Below are 25,040 nucleotides of genomic sequence, written 5' to 3'. Positions count from 1 at the left end.
CGAATGGAGTCCGTAAGTGTGAGTAATCACGCGCCTGGAAATACTCCATGAAATAAAAAAAGGCATAAAACTTTGTTTGAATTTAAAGTTGGGTGAGTGTGTTTAAGTTCGTTGTTGAAGCAGGTTGAATAAGGGCTTAAAGATGGATGCGTGCTCGCTCAATATCAGTCAGTGGAATACGAACCGGCTGCTCTCTATTTAGAAAGTGAAGCAGGATCATAACTCGCTCGTCACCTAACATGCTCAGGAAAATACCTTCGAGTGTCGACAGCGGCCCTCGGGTTATTTGCAGTTTTTCGCCGGGTTTGAACGAGTGAGGTGCAAGAATTTCCGGTGGTTTATAGCACCGCTCTTGCAAGTGTTCGATGACATCGTCGGGGACCATTGCCGGTCCGTGATTAAAATCGACGATTCGGCTGACGCCACGGGTAGAGCGCAAAGGCGCCCAATTGTCGTCACGGCCTAACTGAATGAAAAGGTACCCCGGGAAGAGAGGCTCAAGGGATTGATGGGGGCTACCATGTATCCAGCGCTGGCTAACGGTTTGCGGGCAAAATATGACATAGTTTTGCCGCAATAAATTGATTTTCGCCCGTTCGTCCTGACGTGGCTTGCACTGCAAAAGATACCAGTTAGAGGCTTGGGTAGTCGTCAGCATACTGGCAAGCTCCGTAACGTTGGTTTAAGCATGCCTGTTGCGTATCAGCGATGCCGTTATCCTTCCAGTGAACGCAATGAGGTTGTGGAAGTCGCGAAAGTGTTAAGCTTTTAAAACGGTGTATCAATGATGAAGCATGTAACGCCCGGGAAACGGTAAAGTGATTTCAAAGTGATTGCAAATTGGAATGTGTAAACCTTACTTAACGCTGTGCATGATATCGCCTTCGGGCACGAAATGACGCCGGTACTTTGCGATGGCCAAAGCTACCGCACGGTCCGAACCTTCGGCCCTATAAGAATAAGTACTTTCGTTCGTAAGCCTTAATTACAATGCAGTCGACAATGGATATTCATCCACTGGATCGTCGCCTTTGTCAGGTGTCGACCCTGTTAGGTATTGATCACTCAAGGTGACCTGTCAAATGTCACTAGTCAAAAATAAAGCCTTCTGTCCAATAAGTTATTAAGGTTGTCCAACTAATTGTTTTAAAAATGTTTGTGGCAATTGGCATGATCCTGCGGCCGACGGCTTCGCGGCCAACGTGATGACCTGCGCAAGGCGCCTGGTCGCGGAATCAATGTCTTCGGCACTGAAACCGCCCAAGCCCAGAATCAATCCCGAACGGCCATTGCCGCCGGCATACATCGGCGACACGGCACGTACCGATACCTGAGCTTCGGAAGCTTTGGCGGCGACCCACTGATCGTCGATACCTTCCGCCAGCCAAAGCACCAGATGCATGCCCTGATCGCTCGGTTCCAGCCATGCAAGTTCGCGAGGAATCAGTCTGGCAACCGCCTCGATGATTTGCTTGTGGATGTCTGCGTACACGCCGCGAATTCGCCGGATGTGCCGGTCCAGATGTCCTTCTGCGATGAATGCTGCGAGCACGTGCTGATCGGCATTAGCGGGATGCCGATCCATCAGGGCTCGCGCACCGCAAAAGGCTTGCACCAGGTAGGGCGGAACGATTGCGTAGCCGAGTCGTAACGAGGGGAACAGTATTTTGCTGAACGTCCCCAGGTAGATCACCCGGTCGGGGTCCAGCCCTTGCAAGGATGGAAAAGGGTGGCCGGCGTAACGCAGTTCACTGTCGTAATCGTCCTCGACGATCCAGGCATCAGACGCCCGGGCCCATGCCAGCAAGGCATCGCGCCTGGCCATGCTCATTGGCATGCCGAGTGGATATTGATGTGACGAGGTCACGAAGGCTGCTCGTGCCTGGGGGCATTGCGCTATGCCGCTTTCAACATTCAGACCCTCGGCATCAACCGGGACGCGGATCATTTGATCGCTATGGCCCGCGCTTTCCAGAATCCCGGTGATACCCCGGTACGCCGGATCCTCCACCCACGCAAAATCTCCCACATCGAGCAGCACCTGACAGGCGAGATACAGGCCCTGTTGCGTGCCGGATGTAATGATGACCTGGCTCGCTTCACAGCGCACAGAGCGTGACTTGCGCACGTAATCCGCTACCGCTTCCCGTAACTCAAGCGCACCTTGTGGATCGCCGTATCCCGAGGGCGCTCCAGCCCCTCGCGCTCTGATGCGATTGCCAAGGCGACGCCAGATATCGTCAGGCGCCGCTTTGCCAATCGGCACCGAGACCGAGAACGGAATCTGCGCAGCCGCTGCAAATTGCCGGGCCACCTGAGCGAACCGTTCGATTCGCGCAGAGGGCGTCCACGACCTGGCTTCGGTGGGTCGACCTTGCTCCTGCCGGGTGGTTGGCGACGCATCTGCCAAAGAGCGGGCCACCCGCGTGCCTGCTCTGCCTTGGGATTCCAGGAAGCCCTCGGCAATCAACTGCTCAAAGGCCTCGATAACGGTGCCTCGGGCAATCGTCAGCGATTTGCCGAGAATGCGCGTCGATGGCAGCAGCTCACCAGGTTTGAGGTCGCCCCTGCGGATCGCGGACCTGAGCGCTTGAGCAAGTTGTCGTCCCAATTGACCGGCGGTTCGATCCAGCGTGCCCAGCGATGGAATTTCAACAACGTTGGCTTTACGTGCCATCAATTCTGGCTCAGTGATTCTGTTGGATATTGGCTCTATACCATGGGCCAGTTCATCAACACAATTCACATGAAGGCCACCTCACCCCTGAACGATTGAAGGAGTTGATATGTACGTACCTGCCCATTTTGATGAGCCTCGCGCCGAAGCCCTTCATGAACTGATCGTGCAGCACCCACTGGGCATTTTGTTTACCAACGGTGAAAGCGGACTGGATGCCAACCACATTCCTTTCGAGTTGAAGGCTGCGCAGGGGCAGTTCGGTGTTCTCCAGGCGCACGTCGCGCGCGCCAACCCAGTCTGGCAAGACGTGAAAGACGGGGACGAAGTGCTGGTGGTTTTTCGCGGCGCCGAGGCTTACATCTCGCCCACCTGGTATCCGAGCAAGCACGAAACCCATAAACAGGTTCCGACCTGGAACTACAAGGTGGTGCACGCCCATGGGAGGATCACCCTTCATGATGATGAGCGCTATGTCCGTGGGTTGGTGGCGCTCCTGACCCGAACCCATGAGTCCTCCCAGCCCGAGCCATGGAAAATGACGGACGCCCCGAAGGACTACATCGCCTCAATGCTTAAAGCGATCGTTGGGGTAGAGATCGAGATCACTCGCCTGGTCGGTAAATTCAAGCTGGGCCAGAACAAGGAAGCGAGAGACATCCGTGGTGCAGGTCAGGCACTCAAGGACAGCGGGAAAATCGTATTGGGAGAGGCAATGCTCGCGGGTGTCGATGCCGAATCCTGAGGCACCTCCTGCACCGGCTGGTCTGCGGCGCTCGCACTCATAGCGACGCCCTGACCACCAATGGACAATCAACCGGCTGGGCTCCCTCTACCTCAAGGGCTTCGATCAGGTGGCGGGCAGCCTGGCGACCGATCTCGTAGTACGGCAGTTGCACCGTGGTCAGCGGCGGGATGAACAGTTCGGCGATACCGATCATGTTGTCGTAGCCGAGCACGGCGACATCGCCGGGAATTTTCAGGCCTCGGCTCAACAACAGCTGATAGGCACAAAACGCAATCCGGTCGTTGCCACAGATCAGAATGTCGAATTGTGGGCGACCCTCAACAATGTGCCGGTCGAGGATGGCGGCGGTTTCACCGTAGGCGTCATGCTCGGAAAGGTCGTATTGCAGAAGCGCGTCAGGCGCCAGCCCGAATGCCTGACAGGCGCGCAGCAGGCCTTCTTGTCGCAGCCCCCAGGCCAGGCTCTGTTTGGGCAGATTGATGCACAGCGGGCGCCGATAGCCTTGGCTCAGCGCGTGATGCACGGCGCGATACTGCCCCGTTTCGTCGTCCGGTACGTAACTGACCAGGTGACTGTCATCGGCCAGGCAATTGGCGAGTACCAGCGGTTTGCTCTTCAAGCGCTCGGGAATGCTGACGTGGCGAAAGCCCATGGCGCTGAAGATCAGCCCGTCAGGGCGGTGCGACAGCATCAGGTCGATGTTCTGGTCAGTGGGCGGGTTGCTCAACAGGTTAAGGATGAAGACATTCCAGCCGGCCTGTTGCGCGGTCTGTTCGATGGACAGCAGCAGCTCCACCGCGAACGGTGTGGTCGCGGTGTCCAGCGCGAACACACCGATGGTGCGCGACTGGAGGTTGTCGCCGCGCATCTTGCGCGCCGACAGGCTCGGTACGAATTGCAGTTCATCAATGGCGCGACGCACCCGCTGAAGGGTTTCGGGGCTCAGTTTTTCCGGGTTGTTGAGCGCTCGAGAAACCGTCATCAAGGACACGCCGGCCAGCTGTGCAACGTCTTTCACTGAAGTCATACGAGGCGAGCCCGGTCAGGTTGACGCAGAATCATGACACAGGGCCCGGGTTTCTCGCGACTCGAATGACAGCGCTCATACCCAACCTGAAGCGAGAGGCCACGCCTTCGGAATCGATGCACGCCCACTACTGCCGTGGTTAAACAACTTCACGCCCAGACTGTCGGGCCGCGGATAGAGGCGACTGCTGAGGCTGAAGCGGCCGTTTTCGTCGAACACCTCGATGGACGAGCGATCGAGAAACACGCGCAGCTCCAGTCGCTCTTGTGTCGGGTCTATCGGCACACTGCGCTGGCCGCTGACTTGCGCACCCGAGCGGCTGCGGTCCAGCACCAGGCGCTGTAATGCCGCATCGTAATAGAGCAGGGTTTCTTCAAGGCCATCGTCGCTGCAGCGCAAGGCGATGCCCAGGTGGCCGTCGGTGCAGCCGCGCAAATCCAGATGCACATGGATTTCCAGCAGGTCGCCATTCACTTCCGGCACCCAACAGGTTCCCGACTCATCCCGCCAAGGCGTACTCGGCAATGGCGCCTCGCGCAGCGCGGTGAGCTCCCGTGCCGGATACACGCAAAGGCGATCGTCATGCAGTTCAAGTTCGCGCGGCAAACCGAGCATGCCGCACCAGTGATGGGCCTGGCTCGGCATCGGGCTTTCCCACATGTCGAGCCACGCCCACACCAGGCGCCGACCATCGTCGGCCACCAGCGTTTGCGCGGCATAGAAATCGTGGCCGTTATCCAGCTCGATAAAAGGCCCGCCGGTGAAGTGCCATTGGCTGTCGAGTTGGCCCACTCGATAACCGGTCTGGTATTTGTTGAGCCGTTCGTAACCGTGGGGTTGCATGCCCTGAGGGGAGTACAGCAGCACGTCGCGCCCGTTCAGGCGAAACAGATCCGGGCACTCCCACATATAGCCATCGCCCTCGCTGCCGCTGGCTACATAATCGAGGAACTCCCAGGTGTGCAGATCGGTGGAACGATACAGCGGTAGCAGCGGTTGATCGCCCAGACGTGCGCCGGCAATCAGGTACCAATAGTCGTCCGCTTGCCAGACCTTGGGGTCACGAAAATGCATGATCGAGTCTTGCGGCGCGGTGTCGATGACAGCGCCATGCTTGACGAAGCGAATGCCGTCGACACTGGTGGCCAGGCACTGGACTTGACGGATCGAGCTTTCATCACCCACGTCCTTCAGCCAGGTATGCCCGGTGTAGATCAGCGCCAGGGTGTCTCCACACACTACCGCGCTACCGGAAAAACAACCGTCGCGGTCGAAGTCATCGCCGGGCGCCAGGGCAATGGGCAGATGCTGCCAATGGACCAGGTCGGCGCTCTTGGCATGCCCCCAATACATCGGGCCCCACTTGGCGTCAAAGGGGTGGTGTTGATAGAAAACGTGATACTCGCCACGGAAGTACACCACCCCGTTAGGGTCGTTCATCCAGCCTGTCGGGGGGGCAATGTGATAACCGGGGCGGTAATCGTGGATGACCCGAGACAGGCCGTCACTCAGCGCCTGTTGCGCAAGGTCAAGGGAGTCAGGCATTGGATCGCTCATGGTATTCAAAGACAAAGTCATAGGGCGCCTGCTCGTGCCGGGCGCAGAGGGACGGTTTCAATGGCATGTGGGTGACGCTTCAAAGCTGTGCCGTCAGCGTCGAACAGGTGCAGGTTGTCGATGTCCAGCTGCAGCTCGACCCGATCGCCCACCTGCCATCCGGCGTGGACCTCACAACGACTGATCAGTGGCTCGTCCTGACCTGTCTCGAGGTGCACATAAGTTTCACTGCCCAGGTATTCGACCGCGGTCACCACGATGCCGGCGGCTCCTTCCGCTGCCTTGAGCGACACGTGTTCCGGGCGAATGCCCAGGCTCAGCAGCGTGCCCGCCGCCAGGTTCGAGCTGTCGAAGGGCAGGGACGTCATCCCCAACACGGGGCTGTCGACCAGGCTGGTTTCGCCCGGCGCCTGCAAGCGCGCCAGCAGAAAGTTCATTCTGGGTGAACCGAGAAAGCCGGCGACAAAGCGACTGGCCGGGCGCTCATAGAGTTCGCGCGGTGAGCCGACCTGTTCGACGCGACCGCCATTGAGCACGACAATTTTGTCGGCCAGGGTCATCGCTTCAACCTGATCGTGGGTGACGTAGATCATGGTCGAGCCCAGCCGGGCATGCAGCCGGGCGATTTCGTTGCGCATCTGCACCCGCAAGGACGCATCGAGGTTGGAGAGCGGCTCATCGAACAACAGAATGTCCGGTTCCCGCGCCATGGCTCTGCCCATGGCGACACGCTGACGCTGCCCGCCAGACAGCTCCTTTGGCTTGCGTTGCAGCAGCTTGTCCAATTGCAGGATTTGCGCGGTCTTCAGTACGCGCTCGCGCAGGCTGGTCTTTTCGGTCTTGGCCAGCTTCAGACCAAAGCTGATGTTGTCGTAGACGCTCATGTGCGGGTACAGCGCATAAGACTGAAACACCATGCCGACGCCACGCTCGCGCGGCTCCAGGTCGTTGACCCGACGCCCGTCGATCAGCAGGTCGCCGGCGCAGATCGAATCCAGTCCGGCGATCAGGCGCAGCAGGGTCGATTTTCCGCAGCCCGAAGGGCCGACGAATACCACGAACTCACCCGCAGCGATCTCCAGGTTGACGTCGCGCAGAATCCGCGCGCCGCCCAATTGTTTGTTCACGTTATCCAGTTTCAACTTGATCACGATGCTGTTCCTTGTAGTTGTCGGGCATCAACCCTTTAACGCGCCGGTAGTGAGGCCGGAAACGATTCGGCGCTGGAAGATCAGCACCAGAATCACCAGTGGGACGGTGACCAGCACCGATGCCGCCATCAACAACCCCCAAGGCAACTCATGGGGGCTGCCGCCGGAAATCAGGGCGATGGCCACTGGCACCGTGCGTTGGGTGTCGGTGAGGGTGAAAGTGAGGGCAAACAGGAACTCGTTCCACGCCGCGATGAAAGCCAGCAAGCCAGTGGTGACCAGTGCGGGCCAGAGCAGCGGCAACAGCACCCGGGTCAGCGTGATCCAGGGTGAGGCGCCATCCATGATTGCCGCTTCTTCCAGTTCATGGGGCAGTTGACCCATGAACGTGGTCAGCACCCAAACGGTGAAGGGCAGGGTGAAAATCGTGTAGCTGAGAATCAACGCCCAGGACGTGTTGTACAGGCCCAAGGCACGGATCACCTCGAACAGCCCCGACAACACCGCGACCTGGGGAAACATCGACACGCCAAGGACCATCATCAATACCGTGCCACGCCCACGGAATTTCACCCGGCCCAAGGCATAAGCGGCGGTCAGGCTGAGGAACAGCGCCAGCGTCACTACGCTAAGCGCGACCACCAGTGAATTACCGATAGCCCGCAGGAATGAGGCTTGGTTAAGCACCGCCGCGTAATTGGAGAAGTCGGGTTTTTTGATCCAGTAGCTCACCTCGAACAAGGCGCTGGACGGCTTCAGCGACGTGACGATGGCGTAGTAGAAAGGGAACACCGCATACAGCAGCAACACCCCGATCAGGCACCAGAAACCGAAGCGCAACAGTGCTTTTTTCAGTAGGCGAGGGCTCATGACCGGACCTCCAGTTGACGGCGTCCGAGGTAGAGATAAAGCATGGCGATCACTGCAACCACCAGAAACAGCAGGGTCGAGGCGGCGCTGCCGTAACCGACGTCCTGGAACTCCACCAGGTGTTGGCGGGCGTAGACCGACATGCTCATGGTGCTCGATGAGTTCGAGGTCAGCACATAAATCACGTCGAACACCCGCAGGGAGTCGAGGATGCGGAAGATCGCCGCCACCAGCAATGCGGGCATCAGCAGTGGCAGCGTGACCCGCCAGAACACCTTCAGTGGATGAATGCCATCGACCCTGGCGGCTTCGTAGCAGTCACTCGGCAACATCTGCAAGGCGGCGAGCATCAGCAGGGTGACAAACGGCACGGTCTTCCAGACGTCGACGATAATCACCGCCCACATCGACAGATCGGCATCTGCGGTCCAGGCCAGAGGCGCGGTAATCAGGCCGAGGCTGAGCATCAGGTGATTGATGATGCCGAACTGGTCATTGAGCATCCATGACCAGATCTTCGCCGAGACAATGGTCGGAATCGCCCACGGAATCAGAATCAACGCTCGCACCAGGGAACGGCCGGCGAACTGGATGTTCAGCAGCAACGCCACCAGCAGCCCCAGCACGACTTCCAGCCCCACCGACACCACGGTGAAATGCAAGGTGTTGCGCACTGCATTCCACCATTGCGGATCGACCAGGATGCCCGACCAGCTGGAACCGTTGTGGAACAGATAATTGCTCAGGCCAACGAAGGTGCCGCCAGCGGTGTCCGCCAGGTTGGCGTCGGTCAGGCTGAACCAGAATGTCCGCAGCAACGGCCAGGCCGCCACCAGGGCCAGACACAGCAACATCGGCGTCAGAAATAGCCAGGCAGCGCGCACTCGGCGACGCTGTACCGGCGTTTCCCTGGTGAGCAGGAGCTCGTCACAGGGAGCATGGGCAGTAGAGACAGACATGGTGATTTTCTTCCTTGTGGCTTACCAGTTCCGGTGTTTGATACGCGTGAGTTCGCCTTCCAGTTCGGTCAGCGCCTGATCGACCGGCAACTCGCCGGCCAGCACGCCATGCACTTGATCGAAGAACGCATTGGAAACCCGCGGATAACGAGCAGCGGTGATTGAAGCGGGGCGCATGACGCCATCGTTGAGAATGCTGTGCAGCTGACTGTAATAAGGCATGGCCGCGAGCAGCTCGGGATCCTGGTAGAGCGACTCGATCACCGGGTTATAGGCGCCAATCAGCGCACGATGTTTTTGCTGTTGGGCACTGCTCAGGTAGCTCACCAGTTCGGCGGCAAGCTTCGGGTTGGCGCTGTAACGCGATACCGCCAAACCCCACCCGCCGAGGGTGGAGGCATGGGTGCCGGTGCTGCCGCCGCGGGGCAGGGGAGCGACCCCGACCTTGTCTTTTACCGCACTGTCCTGGCTTTGCACCAGGGCCCAGACATAAGGCCAATTACGCATGAACAACGCATTGCCCGACTGGAATACGCCGCGTCCTTCTTCCTCGGTGTAATTGAGCACGCCACGCGGGGAGATGTCGCCTACCCAGCTTTTGGCCAGGGTCAACGCCGCTCTTGAGGCCTGGCTGTTGACCACGATGTCGCCTCGTGGATTGACCAGCCCTCCGTCCGGTTGGCTGCTGATCCATTCCAGCGCATTACACGTCAGGCCTTCGTAGGCACGCCCTTGAAAGATGTACCCCCAGGCGTTGGCGTTGCCGGCATTGCGCTCGGCCTGTTGTACATCCTTGGCGGTAGCGGTCATTTCCTCCCAAGTCTGGGGGACTTGCTTGTTGTATTTCTCGAGCAAGTCCTTGCGGTAATACAGCAGGCCCGAGTCGGTGAACCACGGCATCGTCACCAGCCGTCCGTTCACCGTGGCGTTGTCCACCTGTGCCTGGAAGTAGCCTTGGGTTGCATCGGCGGGCAGCACCTCGCGCAGATCCAGCAGATGTTTGGCCAGCATCCCCGGCCACACCATGTCGATCTGAATGATGTCGATGTCGCTGGACTGCGCACTGAGGATCTGTTGATAGAACGACAACCGCTCGGTTGCCGAGTTAGGCGTGGACACCACCTCGACGTGATTGCCGGTCTGTTGAGACCACGCCTCGACGGCCTCTTTGCACAGTTGTAATTCCGCGCCCACCGCACCGCAGGAAATCGTCAGATTGGCTGCGCTGGAGAGGGATGGAAGCCCGGCGCAAAGGGCAAGCAGTGCTGCTGGAAAGAGTGATTTGAGCTGTTTCATAAAGCCCTCTTTATTTTTGTTTTTAGAAAAGTTAACGTTAACATCGCCAAATGTAGCAGCGTATTTGCGATGAGGCATCCTTTTTTTCGTGGATTTTGACAATTAACAATTCACGAAAAAAAGGCCGGTCGCAGGACAAAAAATAAAAACAAAACAGGAAATCCCCCATGCAGAAAGCATCAAGCTGGCTACTCGCAGGCGTACTCGGCACCTCGGCGGCCACTGCTCAGGCCGCGACTCTGGAAGAACGCATGGCCGCGTTTGAAGCCCGCGCCAGCGCTGCGGAAAAACGTGCAGCCGCCGCCGAACAACAAACCCAGGCGCTCGCCAGGGAATTGCAGCAGCTCAAACAGTCCACTCCCGCCTTGCAGCCTGTTGCGTCCACTGCGGCGCCCACTTTGGATACGCGGTTGGCAAAACTCGAAGCCCGTCAGCAAAGCCTGGAGAAGGAGGGCAGTACCGGACACCTCACCGACGGGTTCAGCTTCAAGGGCTACGCCCGCTCGGGATTGCTGATCAACGATGGCCTGGGGGGCGGGCGGGGCGGTCCTTATACAACGCCTGCCGGTTCAGTCGGTGGCGCCGTCGGCCGACTCGGTAACGAAGACGACACGTACATGCGTATAGACCTGTCGAAAGAAGCCTATGCGCAGAACGGCACCCATTCCAAATTCACGGTTTCCATCGCCGATGGAGTGGAAAGCTCCAATGACTGGACGGCCGCCGAAAGTAACCTGAATGTGCGCCAGGTATTTACGGAACTCGATCATCTCGCCGCATTCAAGGGCAATTCGACGTTCGAGAACGCCACCCTGTGGGCAGGCAAGCGATTCGACAGGGACAACTTCGATATCCATTGGCTGGACTCGGACGTCGTCTTTCTGGCCGGCACCGGGGGTGGTATCTACGACGTGCAGATGAACAAGAACTGGCGCTCGAATTACTCGTTGATCGGGCGTAACTACGGGGATTTCAGTGAGGGCGGTGTCAATGCCGATGTGGAAAGCTACATCCTCACCTCCAACCAGTTCTTCGATAATGGTCAGTGGCAGTGGATGTTCAATGGCATTGGCTCAAAGAAAAACGACTTTAGCACTCGCACCAATGAAGCGGGCCTGAAGCCTGCGGACTCCGGCTTGCACAGCATGATCGCAAATCATCAGAAAAACTTTTTCGGCAGGGAAGGCTTCTTCAAGACGGCGCTGCTCTACGGGCAAGGGCTGGGGGCCGAGGTCAAGAACATCGGCTCGGACGGCGAACTGATCGACGACGCCCGTGCGCTGCGCCTGGCGCTGTACGGCGAGACACCGATTGCACCCCACTGGCGCATCGGTCCAAGTCTGCTGGCCGAACAAAGCAAGGATCGCTACGTCAAGGGTGACGACTACCGCTGGATGACCCTGAACATGCGGTTGGCCAATGAAATCAACAGCAATTTCGAGATGGCCTACGAAATGAGCTGGCAAACCATGAACCTCGACCCCAAGGGTTACCTGCAACGTAATGCGGTGGACGGCAACTTCTGGAAATTCACCATCGCCCCGACCTTCAAACCCGACGTTGGAGACCTACTCACACGCCCCGAGTTGCGAGTGTTCGCCAGCTTCATGAACTGGTCTTCGGACCTGGACCGATACAGCTCCACAGACAACTTTGGCAAGACCGACTTCAACGCCGGCGGTGTGTGGCAATACGGGATACAGATGGAGACCTGGTTTTAATAGCCGGGGCTTGCTTCCACATTTATTCGATGCCGTTCACCAATACTGTGATCGATGCAAGTCCATTGTGCTGTCCGGTGGCCAACGCTCATTAAGCGGGGCCGCCGGATGAACTCGTGGTCAGCCCCTGCCAGGCATGTCGATGCCATGTTGATGCACCCGTCGATACAGCGTTGCCCGGGAGATGCCCAAAGCCTTGGCCGCTGGTGTGGGTTTCCAGCGATGACGCACGAGGGCATCGATGAGTGCCTCGCGTTCAGGACTGGCGCAGCGTTCCATGGTGTCAGCTGAAGCCGGATCGTTGAGTCGACGGCCGGGCAGATGCTCAGGCAAGTCACTTAATAGAATCAAGTCGGTCTCGCACACCGCGCAGGCGTAACGCAATACGTGCCGCAGTTCGCGCACATTTCCCGGCCAGCGATAGCCGAGCAGGCATTCCAGTGCGGCGCTTCCCAGTTGCATCGCCATCGCGCAGGCCGACGATTCTTCCTCGAGTATCCGGTTGATCAATGCCAGTCGATCACTGCGTTCGCGCAACGGCGGCAATTGGAATCGCGCACCACTGAGGCGGAAGTACAAGTCCTCGCGAAACTCCCCGCTGGACACCAGGGCTTCCAGATCGCGGTGGCTGGCGCAGACCACCTGAATGTCTATCGCCTTGCTTCTTGACGCTCCCAGGGGCGCCACTTCGCCCTCGGCTAAAACCCGCAGTAGCCGGGTTTGCAGGGTCAGGGGCATATCGCCGATTTCATCGAGAAACAGGGTGCCGCCATCGGCCTGCTCCAGCAGGCCTTGCATGCCTTTATTCGAAGCACCAGTGAAGGCGCCGGCTGCATAACCAAACAGCTCGCTTTCGATCAGGTTTTCGGGAATCGCTGCGCAGTTCACCGCAATAAAAGGTCGATCACGGCGCAGACTGGCCTGGTGCAGCTGGCGGGCGAAGACTTCCTTGCCGGAGCCGGTTTCGCCGTGGATCAGCACCGGCAGATTACGGTCTTTGACCCGAACCGCAAGGCGCAAACTTTCTTCCAGTCGCGGGTCGAGTTCGGCGGGTGACAGTACCCGCCGAGCCGGGCTGCGTTTCACTTGCCGTGGCGCGCTGAGTCGCCCATGCAAGACATGGCGGCCACCCCGGCAGTGAAACAGGCAGAGTGATTCGTCTTTGGCGCGATGCAATAACTGCTGATCGAACACTTGGCCGATGTGGTCCGGCAGTTGACCAAAACTTTGCGACAGCCACTGCCGCGCCGCGGGGTTGAGTGCCTGCAGTTGGCCGTCGTCGTCCCAGGCGAGCAGGTAATCGGGCTGGCTGTCGACGTAGCCCGGGCTGTTGTGGGCCCGCAGCACCCAGTAACCCTGGGCACTGTTCATGAAAAACGCCTGTTCTATTTCCCGTGCGCTCTGCACCACCATTTGCCGGATCAGATGCTGCGAACGACGGTCGTCCGGCGAACGCACCGCAGACACATCGAGCACCCCGAGCAGTTCCCCTCGAGGGTCGAAGACCGGAGCGGCGGAGCAGGTAAGTCCGATAAAAGCCGCGCGGAAGTGATCCCGCTTGTGCACCGTAACCGGTGTTCGTGCGGTCAGCACCGCAGCCACCCCGCAGGTGCCTTCCTCACCTTCTGACCAGCAGGTGCCCAGGTACAGGCCTGCTTTGCGGCAATCATTACGGATGGAGGTTTCCACGCGATAGTCGATGGTCTGGCCCTGGGCGTCGGTGAGCAACACGCAGTAGTCGGCATCGCGCACACGACCATGGAGCCGGGCGACTTCTTCGCTGGCGATGCGCAGGAACAGTTCGGAGCGTTCTCGACACTCTTGCAGCACGTTCTGGGACAGGATCCGCGGCCCTTGTAATGAGCCAGGGTCCAAGTGGTGTTGCTCCATGGAGCGGCGCCAGGAATCCAGGATCAAGTCCGGCACCGGCAGTTGCGGCAGGTGCGCTGCGTTCTTCAAAACACGGCTGACGCAATCCACATGCGCCTTCGAGTGTGCGGAAAGCATTAGGGCCTCCGGTTCGATCTTCTTTTAGTTGTGCGGGCTATTAAGCGCCGTTCACGGACGGTCGACAAGCATCGGTTCACCCCACTGCGAAGCTGAGACGCGACGTCTCAAGGTCTGGCCGCTAACCCGTGCAGGCTGACATGGGACGTCTCAATCGAGCGGGATCCCATTACTTGGAAATGTAGTCAAAACCGCTCTGGAACGGGCTTTACGGCGATATTTTGCGATTCTGGCACCGGCCTTGCTCTAACCCTGGCAACCAGCACGACTGGCAACCCGATAATAACAAGAGGTGCCCTATGTCCTCCTGCCGAGGCTTTTACTTTGCCGTACCCGTGGTGGCGACATGAGTCGCTTGCCCCTGACCGTCGGCATCATTGCCAATCCGGCGTCCGGCCGGGACGTAAGGCGCCTGACGGCGAATGCCGGGTTGTTTTCCAGCACCGACAAGGTCTCGGTGATCCAACGGCTGCTGGCGGCTTTTGGCGCCACCGGTGTCGAGCGCGTGCTGATGCCCACCGACATGACCGGCATCGCGGCGGCGGTGAAGAAGAACAGTCATGGCCGCCAGGCGCGTGACAGCCACTGGCCAACTCTGGAGTTCCTGGAACTGACCTTGCGCCAGAGCGTGGCGGACACTCGCCAGGCCGCGCGCTGGATGGCTGAACGCGGCGTGTCGCTGATTGCCGTGCTCGGCGGTGACGGCACCCACAAAGCGGTGGCTGCCGAAGTCGGCGACATTCCGCTGCTGACCCTGTCGACGGGGACCAACAATGCCTTCCCGGAACTGCGTGAGGCCACCAGCGCCGGGCTGGCCGGCGGGCTATTCTCCAGCGGCCGGATCCCACCCGAAATTGCCTTGCGTCGCAATAAACGCCTGCTGGTGCGGATTCCGCGCCGCGACCTGTGCGAAGTGGCGCTGGTGGACGTGGCGGTGTCCTCGCTGCCCTTCATCGGCGTCCGTGCAATCAGCCGTGGGATCGATCTGGCGGAGGTGTTCGTCACCTTCGCGGAACCTCAGTCCATTGGCATATCGGCCCTCTGCGGCTTGTGGTTTCCGGTCTCGCGCCAAGCCCCCAACGGTGCCTGGATGCGCCTTGATCCGCAATCGTCCGAAGCCTTGCTGGTGCCCCTGGCACCCGGCCTGTTGCAAGGCTGCGGCGTGCTCGCGGCCGGCAGCCTTGAACCCGGTGTTGCCCATCGCCTGTGCCTGAGCAACGGCACCCTGGCCCTGGATGGTGAACGGGAAATCGAATTCAACGCCCATGACTTGCCCACCGTGACCCTCGATGCCGGCGGCCCGTTGAGCATCGATGTCAATGCGGCGCTGGCCTATGCCGCGCAAGAGCGGCTGCTGGCCATCGGTCGTGAACACCCGCAACACCCTTTGAACCTTGCACTTTGAAACTTGAGCCTCAAGACACCCTGGAGAATAAAAATGTCGACACAGCTGACTGCTGATCAATTGCTGCATGCCTATCGGGTGATGCGCACCATCCGCGTCTTTGAAGAGCGCCTGCATGTGGAGTTCGCCACCGGCGAGATTCCCGGTTTCGTCCATCTTTATGCCGGTGAAGAGGCCTCGGCCGCCGGTGTCATGGCTCACCTGAGGGATGACGACTGTATCGCCTCCAACCACCGTGGCCACGGTCATTGCATCGCCAAGGGCGTTGATGTGCACGGGATGATGGCCGAAATCTACGGTAAGAAAACCGGAGTCTGTCAGGGCAAGGGCGGCTCCATGCACATCGCCGATTTCGAGAAAGGCATGCTCGGCGCCAATGGCATCGTCGGTGCCGGTGCACCGCTGGTGGTAGGAGCGGCCCTGGCCGCCAGACTCAAGGGGACCGACGGCGTCGCCGTAGCGTTTTTCGGCGACGGCGGTTCCAACGAAGGGGCCGTGTTCGAAGCGATGAACATGGCCTCGGTGTGGAACCTGCCGTGCCTGTTCATTGCCGAGAACAACGGTTACGCCGAGGCCACGGCGTCCAACTGGTCAGTGGCCTGCGATCACATCGCCGACCGCGCAGCCGGTTTCGGCATGCCTGGGGTCACCGTCGACGGCTTCGATTTTTTCGCCGTTCACGAAGCCGCCGGTGCCGCGGTGGCGCGCGCCCGAGCCGGTGAAGGACCGTCGTTGATCGAGGTCAAGCTGACCCGCTACTACGGTCACTTTGAAGGCGACGCCCAGACCTATCGGGCACCGGACGAGGTCAAGTATTTCCGCGAACACAATGACTGCCTGATGCAGTTTCGCGAGCGCACCACTCGGACCGGCTTGATCGATGCCAGCCAGTTGGACCAGATCGATGGCGAAGTGGACCTGTTGATCGAAAATGCCGTGCGCAAGGCCAAGTCCGACCCCAAGCCAAGCGCCGCCGACCTGCTCACCGACGTCTACGTTTCCTATCCCTGAACGCCCCTATAACAAGAATCGAGACTTTTATCATGGCGAGAAAAATCAGTTATCAGCAGGCAATCAACGAAGCCCTGGCTCAGGAAATGCGTCGCGACCCCAGCGTGTTCATCATGGGGGAAGACGTCGCCGGCGGTGCCGGTGCTCCTGGTGAAAATGACGCCTGGGGCGGGGTATTGGGCGTGACCAAGGGCCTCTACCACCAATTTCCCGGCCGCGTGCTGGACACGCCGCTGTCGGAATTGGGTTATGTCGGTGCCGCGGTAGGCGCAGCGACCTGCGGCGTGCGCCCGGTGTGTGAGTTGATGTTCGTCGACTTCGCCGGTTGCTGCCTGGACCAGATCCTCAATCAGGCGGCCAAGTTTCGCTACATGTTCGGGGGCAAGGCTTCCACCCCGTTGGTGATTCGCACCATGGTCGGCGCGGGCCTGCGGGCCGCCGCCCAACACTCGCAAATGCTCACGTCGCTGTGGACCCACATCCCCGGCCTGAAAGTTGTCTGCCCGTCATCCCCTTATGACGCCAAGGGCCTGTTGATCCAGGCCATCCGCGACAACGATCCGGTCATCTTCTGCGAACACAAACTGCTCTACAGCATGCAGGGCGAGGTGCCGGAAGAGCTCTATACCATCCCGTTCGGCGAGGCCAACTTCCTGCGCGACGGCAAGGACGTGACCCTGGTTTCCTATGGGCGCACGGTCAATACGGCGATGGATGCAGCCCGCAGCCTAGCAGGGCGGGGGATTGACTGCGAGGTCATCGACCTGCGCACCACCAGCCCGCTGGACGAAGACAGCATTCTGGAAAGCGTGGAAAAGACCGGGCGCCTGGTGGTGATCGACGAAGCCAACCCGCGCTGTTCCATGGCCACCGACATCTCGGCCCTGGTGGCGCAAAAAGCGTTCGCCTCGCTCAAGGCGCCCATCGAGATGGTCACCGCGCCGCACACACCGGTGCCGTTCTCCGACTCTCTGGAAGACCTCTATATCCCCGACGCGGCGAAGATCGAAAACGCCGTGCTCAAGCTGATCGAGTGGAGCAAGCGTTCATGAGCCAGATCCATACCCTGACCATGCCCAAGTGGGGCTTGTCCATGACCGAAGGCCGGGTCGATGTCTGGCTCAAGGAGGAGGGCCAGGCGATCGCCAAGGGCGATGAAGTGCTCGACGTAGAAACCGACAAAATTTCCAGCAGTGTCGAAGCGCCGTTTTCCGGTGTGCTGCGCCGGCAGATCGCGCGCCAGGATGAAACCCTCGCGGTCGGTGCATTGCTAGGCATCGTGGTCGACGGCGAAGCCAGCGAGGCCGAGATCGATGCGGTGATCGAGCAGTTCCAGTCCGCGTTCGTGCCAGGTGACGGTGCCGAGGAAGACAGTGGGCCGAAGCCGCAGAAGGTCGAACTGGACGGGCGACTGATCCGTTACTTCGAGCGTGGCGAAGGCGGGGTGCCGTTGGTGCTGGTGCACGGGTTCGGCGGTGACCTGAATAACTGGATGTTCAATCATGAAGCATTGGCCGCCGGGCGCCGGGTGATTGCTCTGGATCTGCCGGGCCATGGCGAGTCGGGCAAACAGTTGGAGCACGGAACTCTGGATGAGTTGAGCGGGGTGCTGCTGGCTCTGCTCGATCATCTTGATGTTCCCGTGGCGCATCTGGTGGGGCATTCCATGGGCGGGGCGGTGTCGCTGAACACGGCGCGCCTGGCTCCCCAGCGGGTGCGTTCCCTGAGCTTGATCGGCAGCGCCGGCCTGGGTGCGGAAATCAACGGCGATTACCTGCAAGGTTTTGTCGAGGCAGCCAGCCGCAATGCCCTCAAACCACAATTGGTGAAACTGTTCTCCGACCCCGAACTGGTCAATCGGCAGATGCTCGAAGACATGCTCAAGTACAAGCGCCTGGAAGGGGTGGATGCGGCCCTGCGCCTGCTGGTTGCGGGGCTGTTCAAAGAAGGCCGGCAACAACTCGATCTGCGTGGCGTGGTGCAAGAAAACCGGCAACCGGTGTTGCTGATCTGGGGCAGTGACGACGCGATCATTCCTGCGACCCACAGCGCTGGCCTGGCTGCTCAGGTCGAAATCCTGCCGGGTCAGGCGCACATGGTGCAGATGGAAGCGGCCGAGCAGGTCAATCGGCTGATTCTGGACTTTGTCCAACAACACTGATGCCTCCCTTGGCGGCCGGCCATTTGCCGGGCGCCAAGGCCAACGATTTCAAGGAGATTCCAACATGAGCCTTCCAATTGATCCGACCCGCAGCATGCGTGCCGCTGTCTGGCATGGTCGTCACGATATCCGCGTCGAAGATGTGCCGTTGCCCGTCTCGCCACCGGCGGGCTGGGTGCAGATTCGCGTGCAATGGTGCGGTATTTGCGGCTCCGACTTGCATGAGTACGTGGCCGGGCCAGTGTTCATTCCGGTGGATGCGCCGCACCCGCTGACCGGCATCAAGGGGCAGTGCATTCTCGGTCATGAGTTCTGTGGCGAGATCGTCGAAATCGGCGCCGGGGTCCAGGGGTTCAGTGTGGGCGAACCGGTGGCAGCCGATGCCTGTCAGCACTGTGGCACTTGTTATTACTGCACCCATGGGCTGTACAACATTTGCGAGAACCTGGCGTTCACCGGGCTGATGAACAATGGCGCGTTCGCCGAGTTGGTCAACGTACCGGCCAACCTGCTTTACAAGTTGCCGGCCAACTTTCCCGCCGAAGCCGGGGCGTTGATCGAACCGCTGGCAGTGGGCATGCACGCGGTGAAAAAGGCCGGGAGTTTGCTGGGGAAAAATGTGGTGGTGGTTGGCGCGGGAACCATCGGCCTGTGCACCATCATGTGCGCCAAGGCGGCTGGCGCGGCCCAGGTTATTGCTCTGGAAATGTCGGGAGCGCGCAAGGCCAAGGCCCTGGAGGTGGGGGCGAGCCAGGTGCTGGACCCCAATGAGTGCGATGCTTTGGCAGAGGTGCGGCGACTGACCGGTGGGCTGGGCGCTGATGTCAGTTTCGAATGCATCGGCAACAAACACACGGCCAAGCTCGCCATCGACCTCATCCGCAAGGCCGGCACGTGTGTATTGGTGGGCATCTTCGAGGAGCCCAGCGAGTTCAATTTCTTCGAGCTGGTCGCCACCGAAAAACAGGTGCTGGGTGCACTCGCCTATAACGGGGAGTTCGCAGACGTGATCGCCTTTATCGCCGACGGTCGGCTGGACATCACGCCGCTGATAACCGGGCGTATTCAGCTGGAACAGATTGTCGGGCAGGGCTTTGAGCAATTGGTTAACAACAAGGAACACAACGTGAAAATCATCGTGTCACCCGCTCGAATCCGAGACGCCTCAGAAAGCGATTGACGCGAACCGAGCCTGAACATTCCTGCCGAATTCGGGGCAGGTAATGTTCAGGCAACGTGTGGCCCACCTTTTCAGAGCTGCACCCGCCGCAGCCTGCCGCTCAACGGGACGACGGTGTTGTCTGGCATGGGCAGTGGCCGGCCGGTCAAACCCATGCCTTCGCTCACCAGTACCGCATCCTCCAGCAGACACAGGTTGGAAGGGGTATCCAGGTCGCGGGCGAGCACGGCGACCTGGGCGGTATGCAAGTTGCAGCTCAGCAGTCGCCCGGTAAAACGGGTAAAGCCGCCATGCAGCGGTTCGCCGTTCCAGTCGGGTGGCAAGGGTTGCTGCAGGCGGTCGCAGAGTTCCAGGACCAGCACGTTGCCCTTCGGACACAGCGCCAGTCCGGTGGGCAGTTGCAGGCCGCGAATCAGGAGCTCGACTTGCCCACTGTCAGGCCAGACCCGAATCACCTGGCCGGCCTTCTCGGCGAAGTCGATGCCCTTGCGCGTCGGGTCGCCCTGCAACTCTCCGGAAAACAGACTGATCAGCACTGCGTCGGTCGCCGGTTCGTACACCAGGGTCACCGGGACGGCTTCCTGGCCCTGGTCCAGTTCGGGCAACCGGACCAGCACGCGTTCGTCCTGTCCGCTGGCGAATTCCACCAACTGATTGGTATCGGGCTTGACCGCCAGCCAACTGCGGCGGGTCGGGTGGTAACACAGCGCATTCAGATTGCCACGGCTGTGAAACACCGGTTCGGGCGGTGTGAATTGCAGGTCCAGCAGTTTGGAACCCTCGACGTAATCGGTCTGGCTGACCAGACAGCGCCCGTCACCGCAGGCGATGTCCGACAGCCCCATGATTTCATCGCGCAGCATGCGAGCCTGCATGTTCATGGCGCGAAAACCTTGCGCCAGTATCTCGCCGGGCAGATAGGCGCCGGGCTTGTGCGGATCCGGTCGCAGTCGACTGATACGACCGCTGAAGGGCTGTTCCGGCAGGCCCGAGCCGGCTTCGGTCAGCAGCAGGCTGCCATCGGCCTGCACGCAAATGCCCCGAGGGTTCAGCAGGCCTTCGGCGATGATGGTGCTCGGGCACAGGGTTTCGCTGGGCCGCGCAGGGATATTAATGGGAATGGGCATAGGGCTCTCTCCATGAATAACGGATGGATGCGGTTACTGCGGCGGTTGCCACGGTTCACCGGTGAGATAAGCCCGGAGCAGCGCCCGCTGGCAGGGCGACATCGAGCGCACCACAGGCATGAACAGCGTGGTGCCTTTGTACGCATCCGAAGTTCGGGCGAGGATGGGGTTCTTGGCGCCCATGACCGCGTCGGGCTGATTGAGCGGGATGTAGCGCGACATGGCGGGGAAGGCCAGGTAGTGAAAGCGCAGGACGTTCGGGTACATCAGCTCCCAGGTGATGTGGGTGCCCGCGGGGATGCCGAAGTCGGTCTGTGCGTATTTGCGGAAGCTGGTGAAGTAGCCACTGCTTGGAAGGCCATTGGCCGTGCAGGTCAAGGCGACAAAGCCCGCCTGGGCGGCAGAACCCGCTTTGACGGTGACCGGGAAACTGATCGCGAGCTGGCCAGGGTTAACGGTCAGCGATGCAGGAAAATCGAGGAAATCCCAGTATTGCGGTTCATCGTAAACAGCAGGAGCAGCAGCCTGCAGGTCGATTTCGGTGGCTTTGGGGACCGGACCGCCCAAGTACCTGACCTGCAAGGTGATTGACAGGCCATTGGGGTAGTCCTCCAGGTAGACGTTGCGCTGATCGGCATACACCCGATAGGTCGATTCGGTGGCTTGCAACGTGGTACCGGCGACCTTGCCGGGCGCGTTGATCGCCAGGGCGGCGGTCTGCACTGCCTGTAGCTGGTTGGCGGTCAGGGGCAGGTCGACGATGCCGCCATACACGTAGTAGTCGAATAAAAAGCGGTTGGTCGGGTCCAGGGTGGCCAGTTCAGTGCTGCCTGCGGTGATGGTGACGGGGCCGTAGTTCGCGTTCGGTCCGATAGGGCTGGTGATATCGTCCCTGACGGCCCTGAAGGTTTGCTTCGGAATGACGTTCACCATGTCGATGCTCAGGTAACCGTTGCCGCCCAGGTCGGCATAGCCGGCATTCCCCGTACTCTGGTTGACCAGTTGCCGGCCCGGCTGGCAGTTCAGCGGCTCGTCGGCGAAGGCCGGGGCCAGTGTACCGATGACCCTGCCGATGCTCGGGTTGGGGGTGTATCGGCCGGCGGCATAATCGGCGTCCAGTTGTTCCGTGGTCATCGTGGGGCACATTTCGAACATGACGAAACGCAGGACAATGCCGGTCGCACCCGGCGCCTGGATGATCGAGCGCAGGCCACTGCTGTTCTGGTTCCAGCTGACGATGCTGCTCAAAGGGAAGGTCAGTTGAAACGTACCGCTGGCGTGGAAAGATCCCGGCGCATCCATTTTCGCGGGCAACAGCACACGTCCCGCCACGTCGAAACTGCTGCACACGGTATTACTGCGAATCAGCAACTGGATGTCGCTGTTACCACCAATCTGCAGGCCGCCGACGAATATCTGGGTGGTCGTTGAGGAGGTGGGGTCCAGGTCCACCATCATCGGGCCGGAGACGGGGCCTTGTCCGGTCACCGGATCCACCGAGCCGAGCAGATAAACCGGCTGGCCCACCATGTCGCCGGTGGTGCTGATGCTGCCCGGATTGCCCTGGGAACTGATCAAGGCGTTCTGCATGTCGACGACATGCTGCCCATAGTGATTCCAGCCGCCAGCGGTGTAGTAGTCGCCGTCGGGCGCGTTGATCATGTTGTTCAGCTGATCGTCGGTATAAGACTGAGCAGTCGGCGCCAGGGTCGAGGTGGTCAGGTCGAAGAGCGGCCATTCCTCATTGCCGTCGTAAGGAATGGTGGGGGAGTTGTTTGGCAGGCTGACGTCCGTGCGGATGCCGCCCCAGAAATTCAGGCGTGGTCCATTGAGAATGCTCATGATCTATTCCTCGTCCTTGGTGGTTTTGCCGACAGGCGCGTTGGCGAATTTGAACATGTAGGAGAAATCGGCCTTGTAGGGACTTTTGACCGGTGTCGCCATGGAGTGGCAATTCATGCAGCTGCTGTTGGGCTGGATGTAGCTCTCCATGGTGACGTTGGCCGAGAGCGACGGGGTCGGCTGGCCCAGTGGATTGCTGGGGTTGTCCGGCATCAGCGGACGCTGGGTGGTGATGAGCTGGTAGTACTTCAACACGCTTTTTTGCACGTCCGGGTTGGTGCGGTAATTGGTGTTTACCCCGTTGGTGATCTCGGCAATCGGGGTGACCCGGTTCAGCGGGTTCGGGGTCTGGAACGTGGTGCCGGGTTTGGGCACGCAGACCAGTTGTCCGCCCTGAGTCTGCCAGTCGCAGGGTGACTGGTTGAGGCTGACGAGGGGCGCGGTGGGGTTGAAGTAGGAGTAGGTTGTGCCGGGTGTCGGCTGATCGACCCACTGACCGTGCACCAGCTCCTTGGGCGGAACGTTGTCGATCTGCTCGAAGGTCGACCAGATCCACTGTGGATAGCCATTGACCTTGGTGATGATGTGCAGGCCCACCAGGCCCAGGTAGGCCTCGGTGACACCGCTGCGCTGGCCCTGGTCGTTGAACGTGGCTACGCGCGCCAGCATGGTCAGGTAGTGGCTGGCATTGTCGTTGGGGGTGAGGATGCGCCAGCTCGACTTGACCTCGATGACCCCATTGGGGAAGTTGATGTTATTGGCTTTGGAAACGACGTCGGCGTTATAGAAGTTGTTGTTGACGATGTAGTCGTAGGACGTCTCGTTGGCCGAGATGTCGTAGTAGGTCGGGTTACCTGCCTGGTCGATCAGCCAGCCGCCGACGGCCTGGTCGACGGCATTCACCTGGGTGCTGTTCTTCAGCGCGGCGATGTTGATGATGCCCAGGCTTTTGGCGGTCTGCGGGGTATTCCACGGGCCAGGATTGGCACCCCTCGGCAGAAAGATTTCCTCCACGGTCTTGTAGGTTTGCCAAACGGTGTAGCCGGGATCCCCAAGCTGTTTGGCGCAGTCGGGATCACCTCGTTGCCCATCCTGTGCGGGCCAGTTCAAAGCGATGAACATCTGCCAGCTGTATTGATCGAACTGGTCCTGACTGGCGGTGGCGACCGGCGCGGTGCTGGGGGGTTGGCAACTCAGGTTACTGGCCTGCGTCGACGGCATGGCCTGTTCTCGGGCCAGGGCCTGCTCCAGGATCAAGGCCGGCAGACTGGCCAGGCCCACTAACATCACGCAGAAACGGAATGTGGTTTTCATGGCGATCCTTCGTCGTTATTCAGGGTTTGCGTTGCATGAGCTTGTTCCACTGCGCCTTTTGGCCGTTGCTCTGTGACGCCGGTGGCTCGAACAATTGGCAGGGCGGCGGATTCGCCGGGCACATGGCGGCCACTTGCGCCCAGGTCTGGGCCGGGTCCGGTTTGGCGATGCGGAAGTTGGTGTAGTTCTGGCTGACGATGGGGGCGTTGGCGACGCTGGCATCACCGGAGAAATAGAACGATTGCGGATGCCGGTAGGGCGGTTGTCCCGTGACGTTCTTGTAGAAGGCGTAGCCGAACAGGATCGGGCCTTGTGGCGAGTCGACATCCAGGGCATAGGCTTGCACGCTGCCATTGAGGTTCTGGCTGCGCGCGGCACTGTAGGGCAGGTGCTTGATGAAATCCTGCCGTGGTGGGTGGTTCATCGGCGAGAACATGCAGCAGGCCGGCATGTCCTTGGGACGGTCCTGGGGATAGGTCAGGAAGTAGGCCTTGTTGCCCAGCGACACGAAGGAGCAGGTGTAGTTGTTGTTCTTGATCGGGAAGATCGGCAGGCAGTATTTCTCGTAGTGTTCCATCATCGCGCCGAAGCCGTCGCCATCCGGCGGGATGTAGGCGGTGTCGTAGTAACTGGTGCCGCGAGAGACGGTGTAGTCCGCCGGGGTCAGGGTGGTGGGTGGATTGCTGTAGGGCGGCGGGTTTTTCTCGTAGTTGTGCATCACCCGGTACATGGTCCAGTCGCTGATCCAGTAGGCCGGGAAAAATGGATCGGAAGGCTCGCCCACGGAACGCTTGGCGATGCAGTTGCCGTTCTTTTCGTTACACCCCAGGTTGTTGTGCACCCCCATGCTGAAGTAGATGGCCTCGCTGTCCTGGGCGAAAACAGGCGGGCTGAGCAGCAGGATCAGCAGCAACAACCGGTCCAAGATGATTTTCATGGGACACCTCCTGTGAAGTGCCGGGTGGCGGACTCGCCACCCGGTAATCC

General features: G+C 60.0%; 20 protein-coding genes. 7 read left to right on the top strand and 13 right to left on the bottom strand.

The features are described 5' to 3' along the window. Positions 1–136 precede the first annotated feature (136 nt). Together rfaH and pdxR are read right to left on the bottom strand one after the other, a co-directional pair. Positions 137–658, bottom strand: coding sequence for a transcription/translation regulatory transformer protein RfaH (rfaH, locus tag AC07V0_RS02060; RefSeq protein ID WP_086945646.1), 522 nt, complete (start codon positions 656–658; stop codon positions 137–139). Between the two features lie 465 nt (positions 659–1,123). Continuing rightward, on the bottom strand, positions 1,124–2,677 hold the full coding sequence (pdxR, locus tag AC07V0_RS02055) for a MocR-like pyridoxine biosynthesis transcription factor PdxR (RefSeq protein WP_086945645.1): 1,554 nt from the start codon (positions 2,675–2,677) through the stop codon (positions 1,124–1,126). 109 nt (positions 2,678–2,786) lie between these two features. Here pdxR and AC07V0_RS02050 point away from each other — a divergent pair, with 109 nt between their 5' ends. Continuing rightward, positions 2,787–3,422, top strand: coding sequence for an FMN-binding negative transcriptional regulator (locus AC07V0_RS02050; RefSeq protein WP_018928904.1), 636 nt, complete (start codon positions 2,787–2,789; stop codon positions 3,420–3,422). 37 nt (positions 3,423–3,459) lie between these two features. Here the strand turns inward: AC07V0_RS02050 and AC07V0_RS02045 are convergent, their stop codons facing one another. The 6 genes from AC07V0_RS02045 to AC07V0_RS02020 all read right to left on the bottom strand — a co-directional run bounded on the left by AC07V0_RS02045 (position 3,460) and on the right by AC07V0_RS02020 (position 10,285). Continuing rightward, complete coding sequence (locus tag AC07V0_RS02045; RefSeq protein ID WP_086945644.1) at positions 3,460–4,452, bottom strand: LacI family DNA-binding transcriptional regulator; 993 nt, start codon at positions 4,450–4,452, stop codon at positions 3,460–3,462. Between the two features lie 75 nt (positions 4,453–4,527). Next, a complete protein-coding gene (locus AC07V0_RS02040) occupies positions 4,528–6,030 on the bottom strand; it encodes a glycoside hydrolase family 32 protein (RefSeq protein WP_495019341.1) in 1,503 nt (500 codons plus the stop codon). After that, positions 6,027–7,160 (bottom strand): ABC transporter ATP-binding protein, encoded by a 1,134-nt coding sequence (locus AC07V0_RS02035; RefSeq protein WP_086945642.1) that lies wholly within the window; start codon positions 7,158–7,160, stop codon positions 6,027–6,029. Before AC07V0_RS02035 ends, AC07V0_RS02040 begins: the two co-directional genes overlap by 4 nt. A gap of 27 nt (positions 7,161–7,187) precedes the next feature. Beyond that, positions 7,188–8,030 carry a carbohydrate ABC transporter permease gene (locus AC07V0_RS02030; protein WP_086945641.1) on the bottom strand — a complete coding sequence of 281 codons (843 nt, stop codon included), beginning with the start codon at positions 8,028–8,030 and terminating at the stop codon, positions 7,188–7,190. Continuing rightward, positions 8,027–8,989, bottom strand: a complete 963-nt coding sequence (locus AC07V0_RS02025) for a carbohydrate ABC transporter permease (RefSeq protein WP_086945640.1) — start codon at positions 8,987–8,989, stop codon at positions 8,027–8,029. The genes AC07V0_RS02030 and AC07V0_RS02025 overlap by 4 nt, the downstream gene beginning before the upstream one ends. A gap of 21 nt (positions 8,990–9,010) precedes the next feature. Beyond that, on the bottom strand, positions 9,011–10,285 hold the full coding sequence (locus AC07V0_RS02020) for an ABC transporter substrate-binding protein (RefSeq protein ID WP_086945639.1): 1,275 nt from the start codon (positions 10,283–10,285) through the stop codon (positions 9,011–9,013). Positions 10,286–10,452: 167 nt separating this feature from the next. On the opposite strand from AC07V0_RS02020, the gene AC07V0_RS02015 reads away from it, so the two are divergent. After that, positions 10,453–12,006 carry a carbohydrate porin gene (locus tag AC07V0_RS02015; protein ID WP_086945638.1) on the top strand — a complete coding sequence of 518 codons (1,554 nt, stop codon included), beginning with the start codon at positions 10,453–10,455 and terminating at the stop codon, positions 12,004–12,006. Between the two features lie 120 nt (positions 12,007–12,126). Here AC07V0_RS02015 and AC07V0_RS02010 read toward each other — a convergent pair whose 3' ends face one another. Beyond that, positions 12,127–14,013, bottom strand: a complete 1,887-nt coding sequence (locus AC07V0_RS02010; protein WP_086945637.1) for a sigma-54-dependent Fis family transcriptional regulator — start codon at positions 14,011–14,013, stop codon at positions 12,127–12,129. A 346-nt stretch (positions 14,014–14,359) separates the two neighbouring features. Between AC07V0_RS02010 and AC07V0_RS02005 the strand changes: the two genes are divergently transcribed. The 5 genes from AC07V0_RS02005 to AC07V0_RS01985 all read left to right on the top strand — a co-directional run bounded on the left by AC07V0_RS02005 (position 14,360) and on the right by AC07V0_RS01985 (position 19,770). Next, on the top strand, positions 14,360–15,418 hold the full coding sequence (locus AC07V0_RS02005) for an ATP-NAD kinase family protein (RefSeq protein ID WP_086945636.1): 1,059 nt from the start codon (positions 14,360–14,362) through the stop codon (positions 15,416–15,418). Positions 15,419–15,451: 33 nt separating this feature from the next. Continuing rightward, on the top strand, positions 15,452–16,429 hold the full coding sequence (locus AC07V0_RS02000) for a thiamine pyrophosphate-dependent dehydrogenase E1 component subunit alpha (protein ID WP_018928914.1): 978 nt from the start codon (positions 15,452–15,454) through the stop codon (positions 16,427–16,429). Positions 16,430–16,461: 32 nt separating this feature from the next. Continuing rightward, positions 16,462–17,481 carry an alpha-ketoacid dehydrogenase subunit beta gene (locus AC07V0_RS01995; RefSeq protein WP_018928915.1) on the top strand — a complete coding sequence of 340 codons (1,020 nt, stop codon included), beginning with the start codon at positions 16,462–16,464 and terminating at the stop codon, positions 17,479–17,481. Next, positions 17,478–18,590 (top strand): acetoin dehydrogenase dihydrolipoyllysine-residue acetyltransferase subunit, encoded by a 1,113-nt coding sequence (locus tag AC07V0_RS01990; protein ID WP_086945634.1) that lies wholly within the window; start codon positions 17,478–17,480, stop codon positions 18,588–18,590. Before AC07V0_RS01995 ends, AC07V0_RS01990 begins: the two co-directional genes overlap by 4 nt. Before the next feature lie 94 nt (positions 18,591–18,684). After that, positions 18,685–19,770: a 2,3-butanediol dehydrogenase gene (locus AC07V0_RS01985; protein WP_225602761.1), complete on the top strand. Its 1,086-nt coding sequence runs from the start codon at positions 18,685–18,687 to the stop codon at positions 19,768–19,770. A gap of 71 nt (positions 19,771–19,841) precedes the next feature. Here the strand turns inward: AC07V0_RS01985 and AC07V0_RS01980 are convergent, their stop codons facing one another. From AC07V0_RS01980 to AC07V0_RS01965, 4 genes are read right to left on the bottom strand one after another with little or no spacing between them, the layout of a single operon-like run. Continuing rightward, positions 19,842–20,897, bottom strand: coding sequence for a hypothetical protein (locus AC07V0_RS01980; RefSeq protein ID WP_064617515.1), 1,056 nt, complete (start codon positions 20,895–20,897; stop codon positions 19,842–19,844). Positions 20,898–20,930: 33 nt separating this feature from the next. Next, complete coding sequence (locus tag AC07V0_RS01975; protein ID WP_495019340.1) at positions 20,931–22,739, bottom strand: hypothetical protein; 1,809 nt, start codon at positions 22,737–22,739, stop codon at positions 20,931–20,933. 3 nt (positions 22,740–22,742) lie between these two features. After that, on the bottom strand, positions 22,743–24,053 hold the full coding sequence (locus tag AC07V0_RS01970; RefSeq protein WP_086945631.1) for a hypothetical protein: 1,311 nt from the start codon (positions 24,051–24,053) through the stop codon (positions 22,743–22,745). Between the two features lie 19 nt (positions 24,054–24,072). Continuing rightward, a complete protein-coding gene (locus AC07V0_RS01965; RefSeq protein WP_028940750.1) occupies positions 24,073–24,990 on the bottom strand; it encodes a hypothetical protein in 918 nt (305 codons plus the stop codon). Positions 24,991–25,040: the final 50 nt, after the last annotated feature.

The sequence above is a fragment of the Pseudomonas sp. GW821-FHT01E10 genome (assembly GCF_059422365.1).
The sequence above is the reverse complement of the archived record's forward strand: the minus strand, read 5'-3'. Positions and strand labels throughout refer to the sequence as shown.

Excerpts from the sequence above, each read along its gene's own strand:
- rfaH (WP_086945646.1), bottom strand. The coding sequence starts at position 658 with ATGCTGACGACTACCCAAGCCTCTAACTGGTATCTTTTGCAGTGCAAG.
- pdxR (WP_086945645.1), bottom strand. The coding sequence starts at position 2,677 with ATGGCACGTAAAGCCAACGTTGTTGAAATTCCATCGCTGGGCACGCTG.
- AC07V0_RS02050 (WP_018928904.1), top strand. The coding sequence starts at position 2,787 with ATGTACGTACCTGCCCATTTTGATGAGCCTCGCGCCGAAGCCCTTCAT.
- AC07V0_RS02045 (WP_086945644.1), bottom strand. The coding sequence starts at position 4,452 with ATGACTTCAGTGAAAGACGTTGCACAGCTGGCCGGCGTGTCCTTGATG.
- AC07V0_RS02040 (WP_495019341.1), bottom strand. The coding sequence starts at position 6,030 with ATGACTTTGTCTTTGAATACCATGAGCGATCCAATGCCTGACTCCCTT.
- AC07V0_RS02030 (WP_086945641.1), bottom strand. The coding sequence starts at position 8,030 with ATGAGCCCTCGCCTACTGAAAAAAGCACTGTTGCGCTTCGGTTTCTGG.
- AC07V0_RS02025 (WP_086945640.1), bottom strand. The coding sequence starts at position 8,989 with ATGTCTGTCTCTACTGCCCATGCTCCCTGTGACGAGCTCCTGCTCACC.
- AC07V0_RS02020 (WP_086945639.1), bottom strand. The coding sequence starts at position 10,285 with ATGAAACAGCTCAAATCACTCTTTCCAGCAGCACTGCTTGCCCTTTGC.
- AC07V0_RS02015 (WP_086945638.1), top strand. The coding sequence starts at position 10,453 with ATGCAGAAAGCATCAAGCTGGCTACTCGCAGGCGTACTCGGCACCTCG.
- AC07V0_RS02010 (WP_086945637.1), bottom strand. The coding sequence starts at position 14,013 with ATGCTTTCCGCACACTCGAAGGCGCATGTGGATTGCGTCAGCCGTGTT.
- AC07V0_RS02005 (WP_086945636.1), top strand. The coding sequence starts at position 14,360 with ATGAGTCGCTTGCCCCTGACCGTCGGCATCATTGCCAATCCGGCGTCC.
- AC07V0_RS02000 (WP_018928914.1), top strand. The coding sequence starts at position 15,452 with ATGTCGACACAGCTGACTGCTGATCAATTGCTGCATGCCTATCGGGTG.
- AC07V0_RS01995 (WP_018928915.1), top strand. The coding sequence starts at position 16,462 with ATGGCGAGAAAAATCAGTTATCAGCAGGCAATCAACGAAGCCCTGGCT.
- AC07V0_RS01990 (WP_086945634.1), top strand. The coding sequence starts at position 17,478 with ATGAGCCAGATCCATACCCTGACCATGCCCAAGTGGGGCTTGTCCATG.
- AC07V0_RS01985 (WP_225602761.1), top strand. The coding sequence starts at position 18,685 with ATGCGTGCCGCTGTCTGGCATGGTCGTCACGATATCCGCGTCGAAGAT.
- AC07V0_RS01980 (WP_064617515.1), bottom strand. The coding sequence starts at position 20,897 with ATGCCCATTCCCATTAATATCCCTGCGCGGCCCAGCGAAACCCTGTGC.
- AC07V0_RS01975 (WP_495019340.1), bottom strand. The coding sequence starts at position 22,739 with ATGAGCATTCTCAATGGACCACGCCTGAATTTCTGGGGCGGCATCCGC.
- AC07V0_RS01970 (WP_086945631.1), bottom strand. The coding sequence starts at position 24,053 with ATGAAAACCACATTCCGTTTCTGCGTGATGTTAGTGGGCCTGGCCAGT.
- AC07V0_RS01965 (WP_028940750.1), bottom strand. The coding sequence starts at position 24,990 with ATGAAAATCATCTTGGACCGGTTGTTGCTGCTGATCCTGCTGCTCAGC.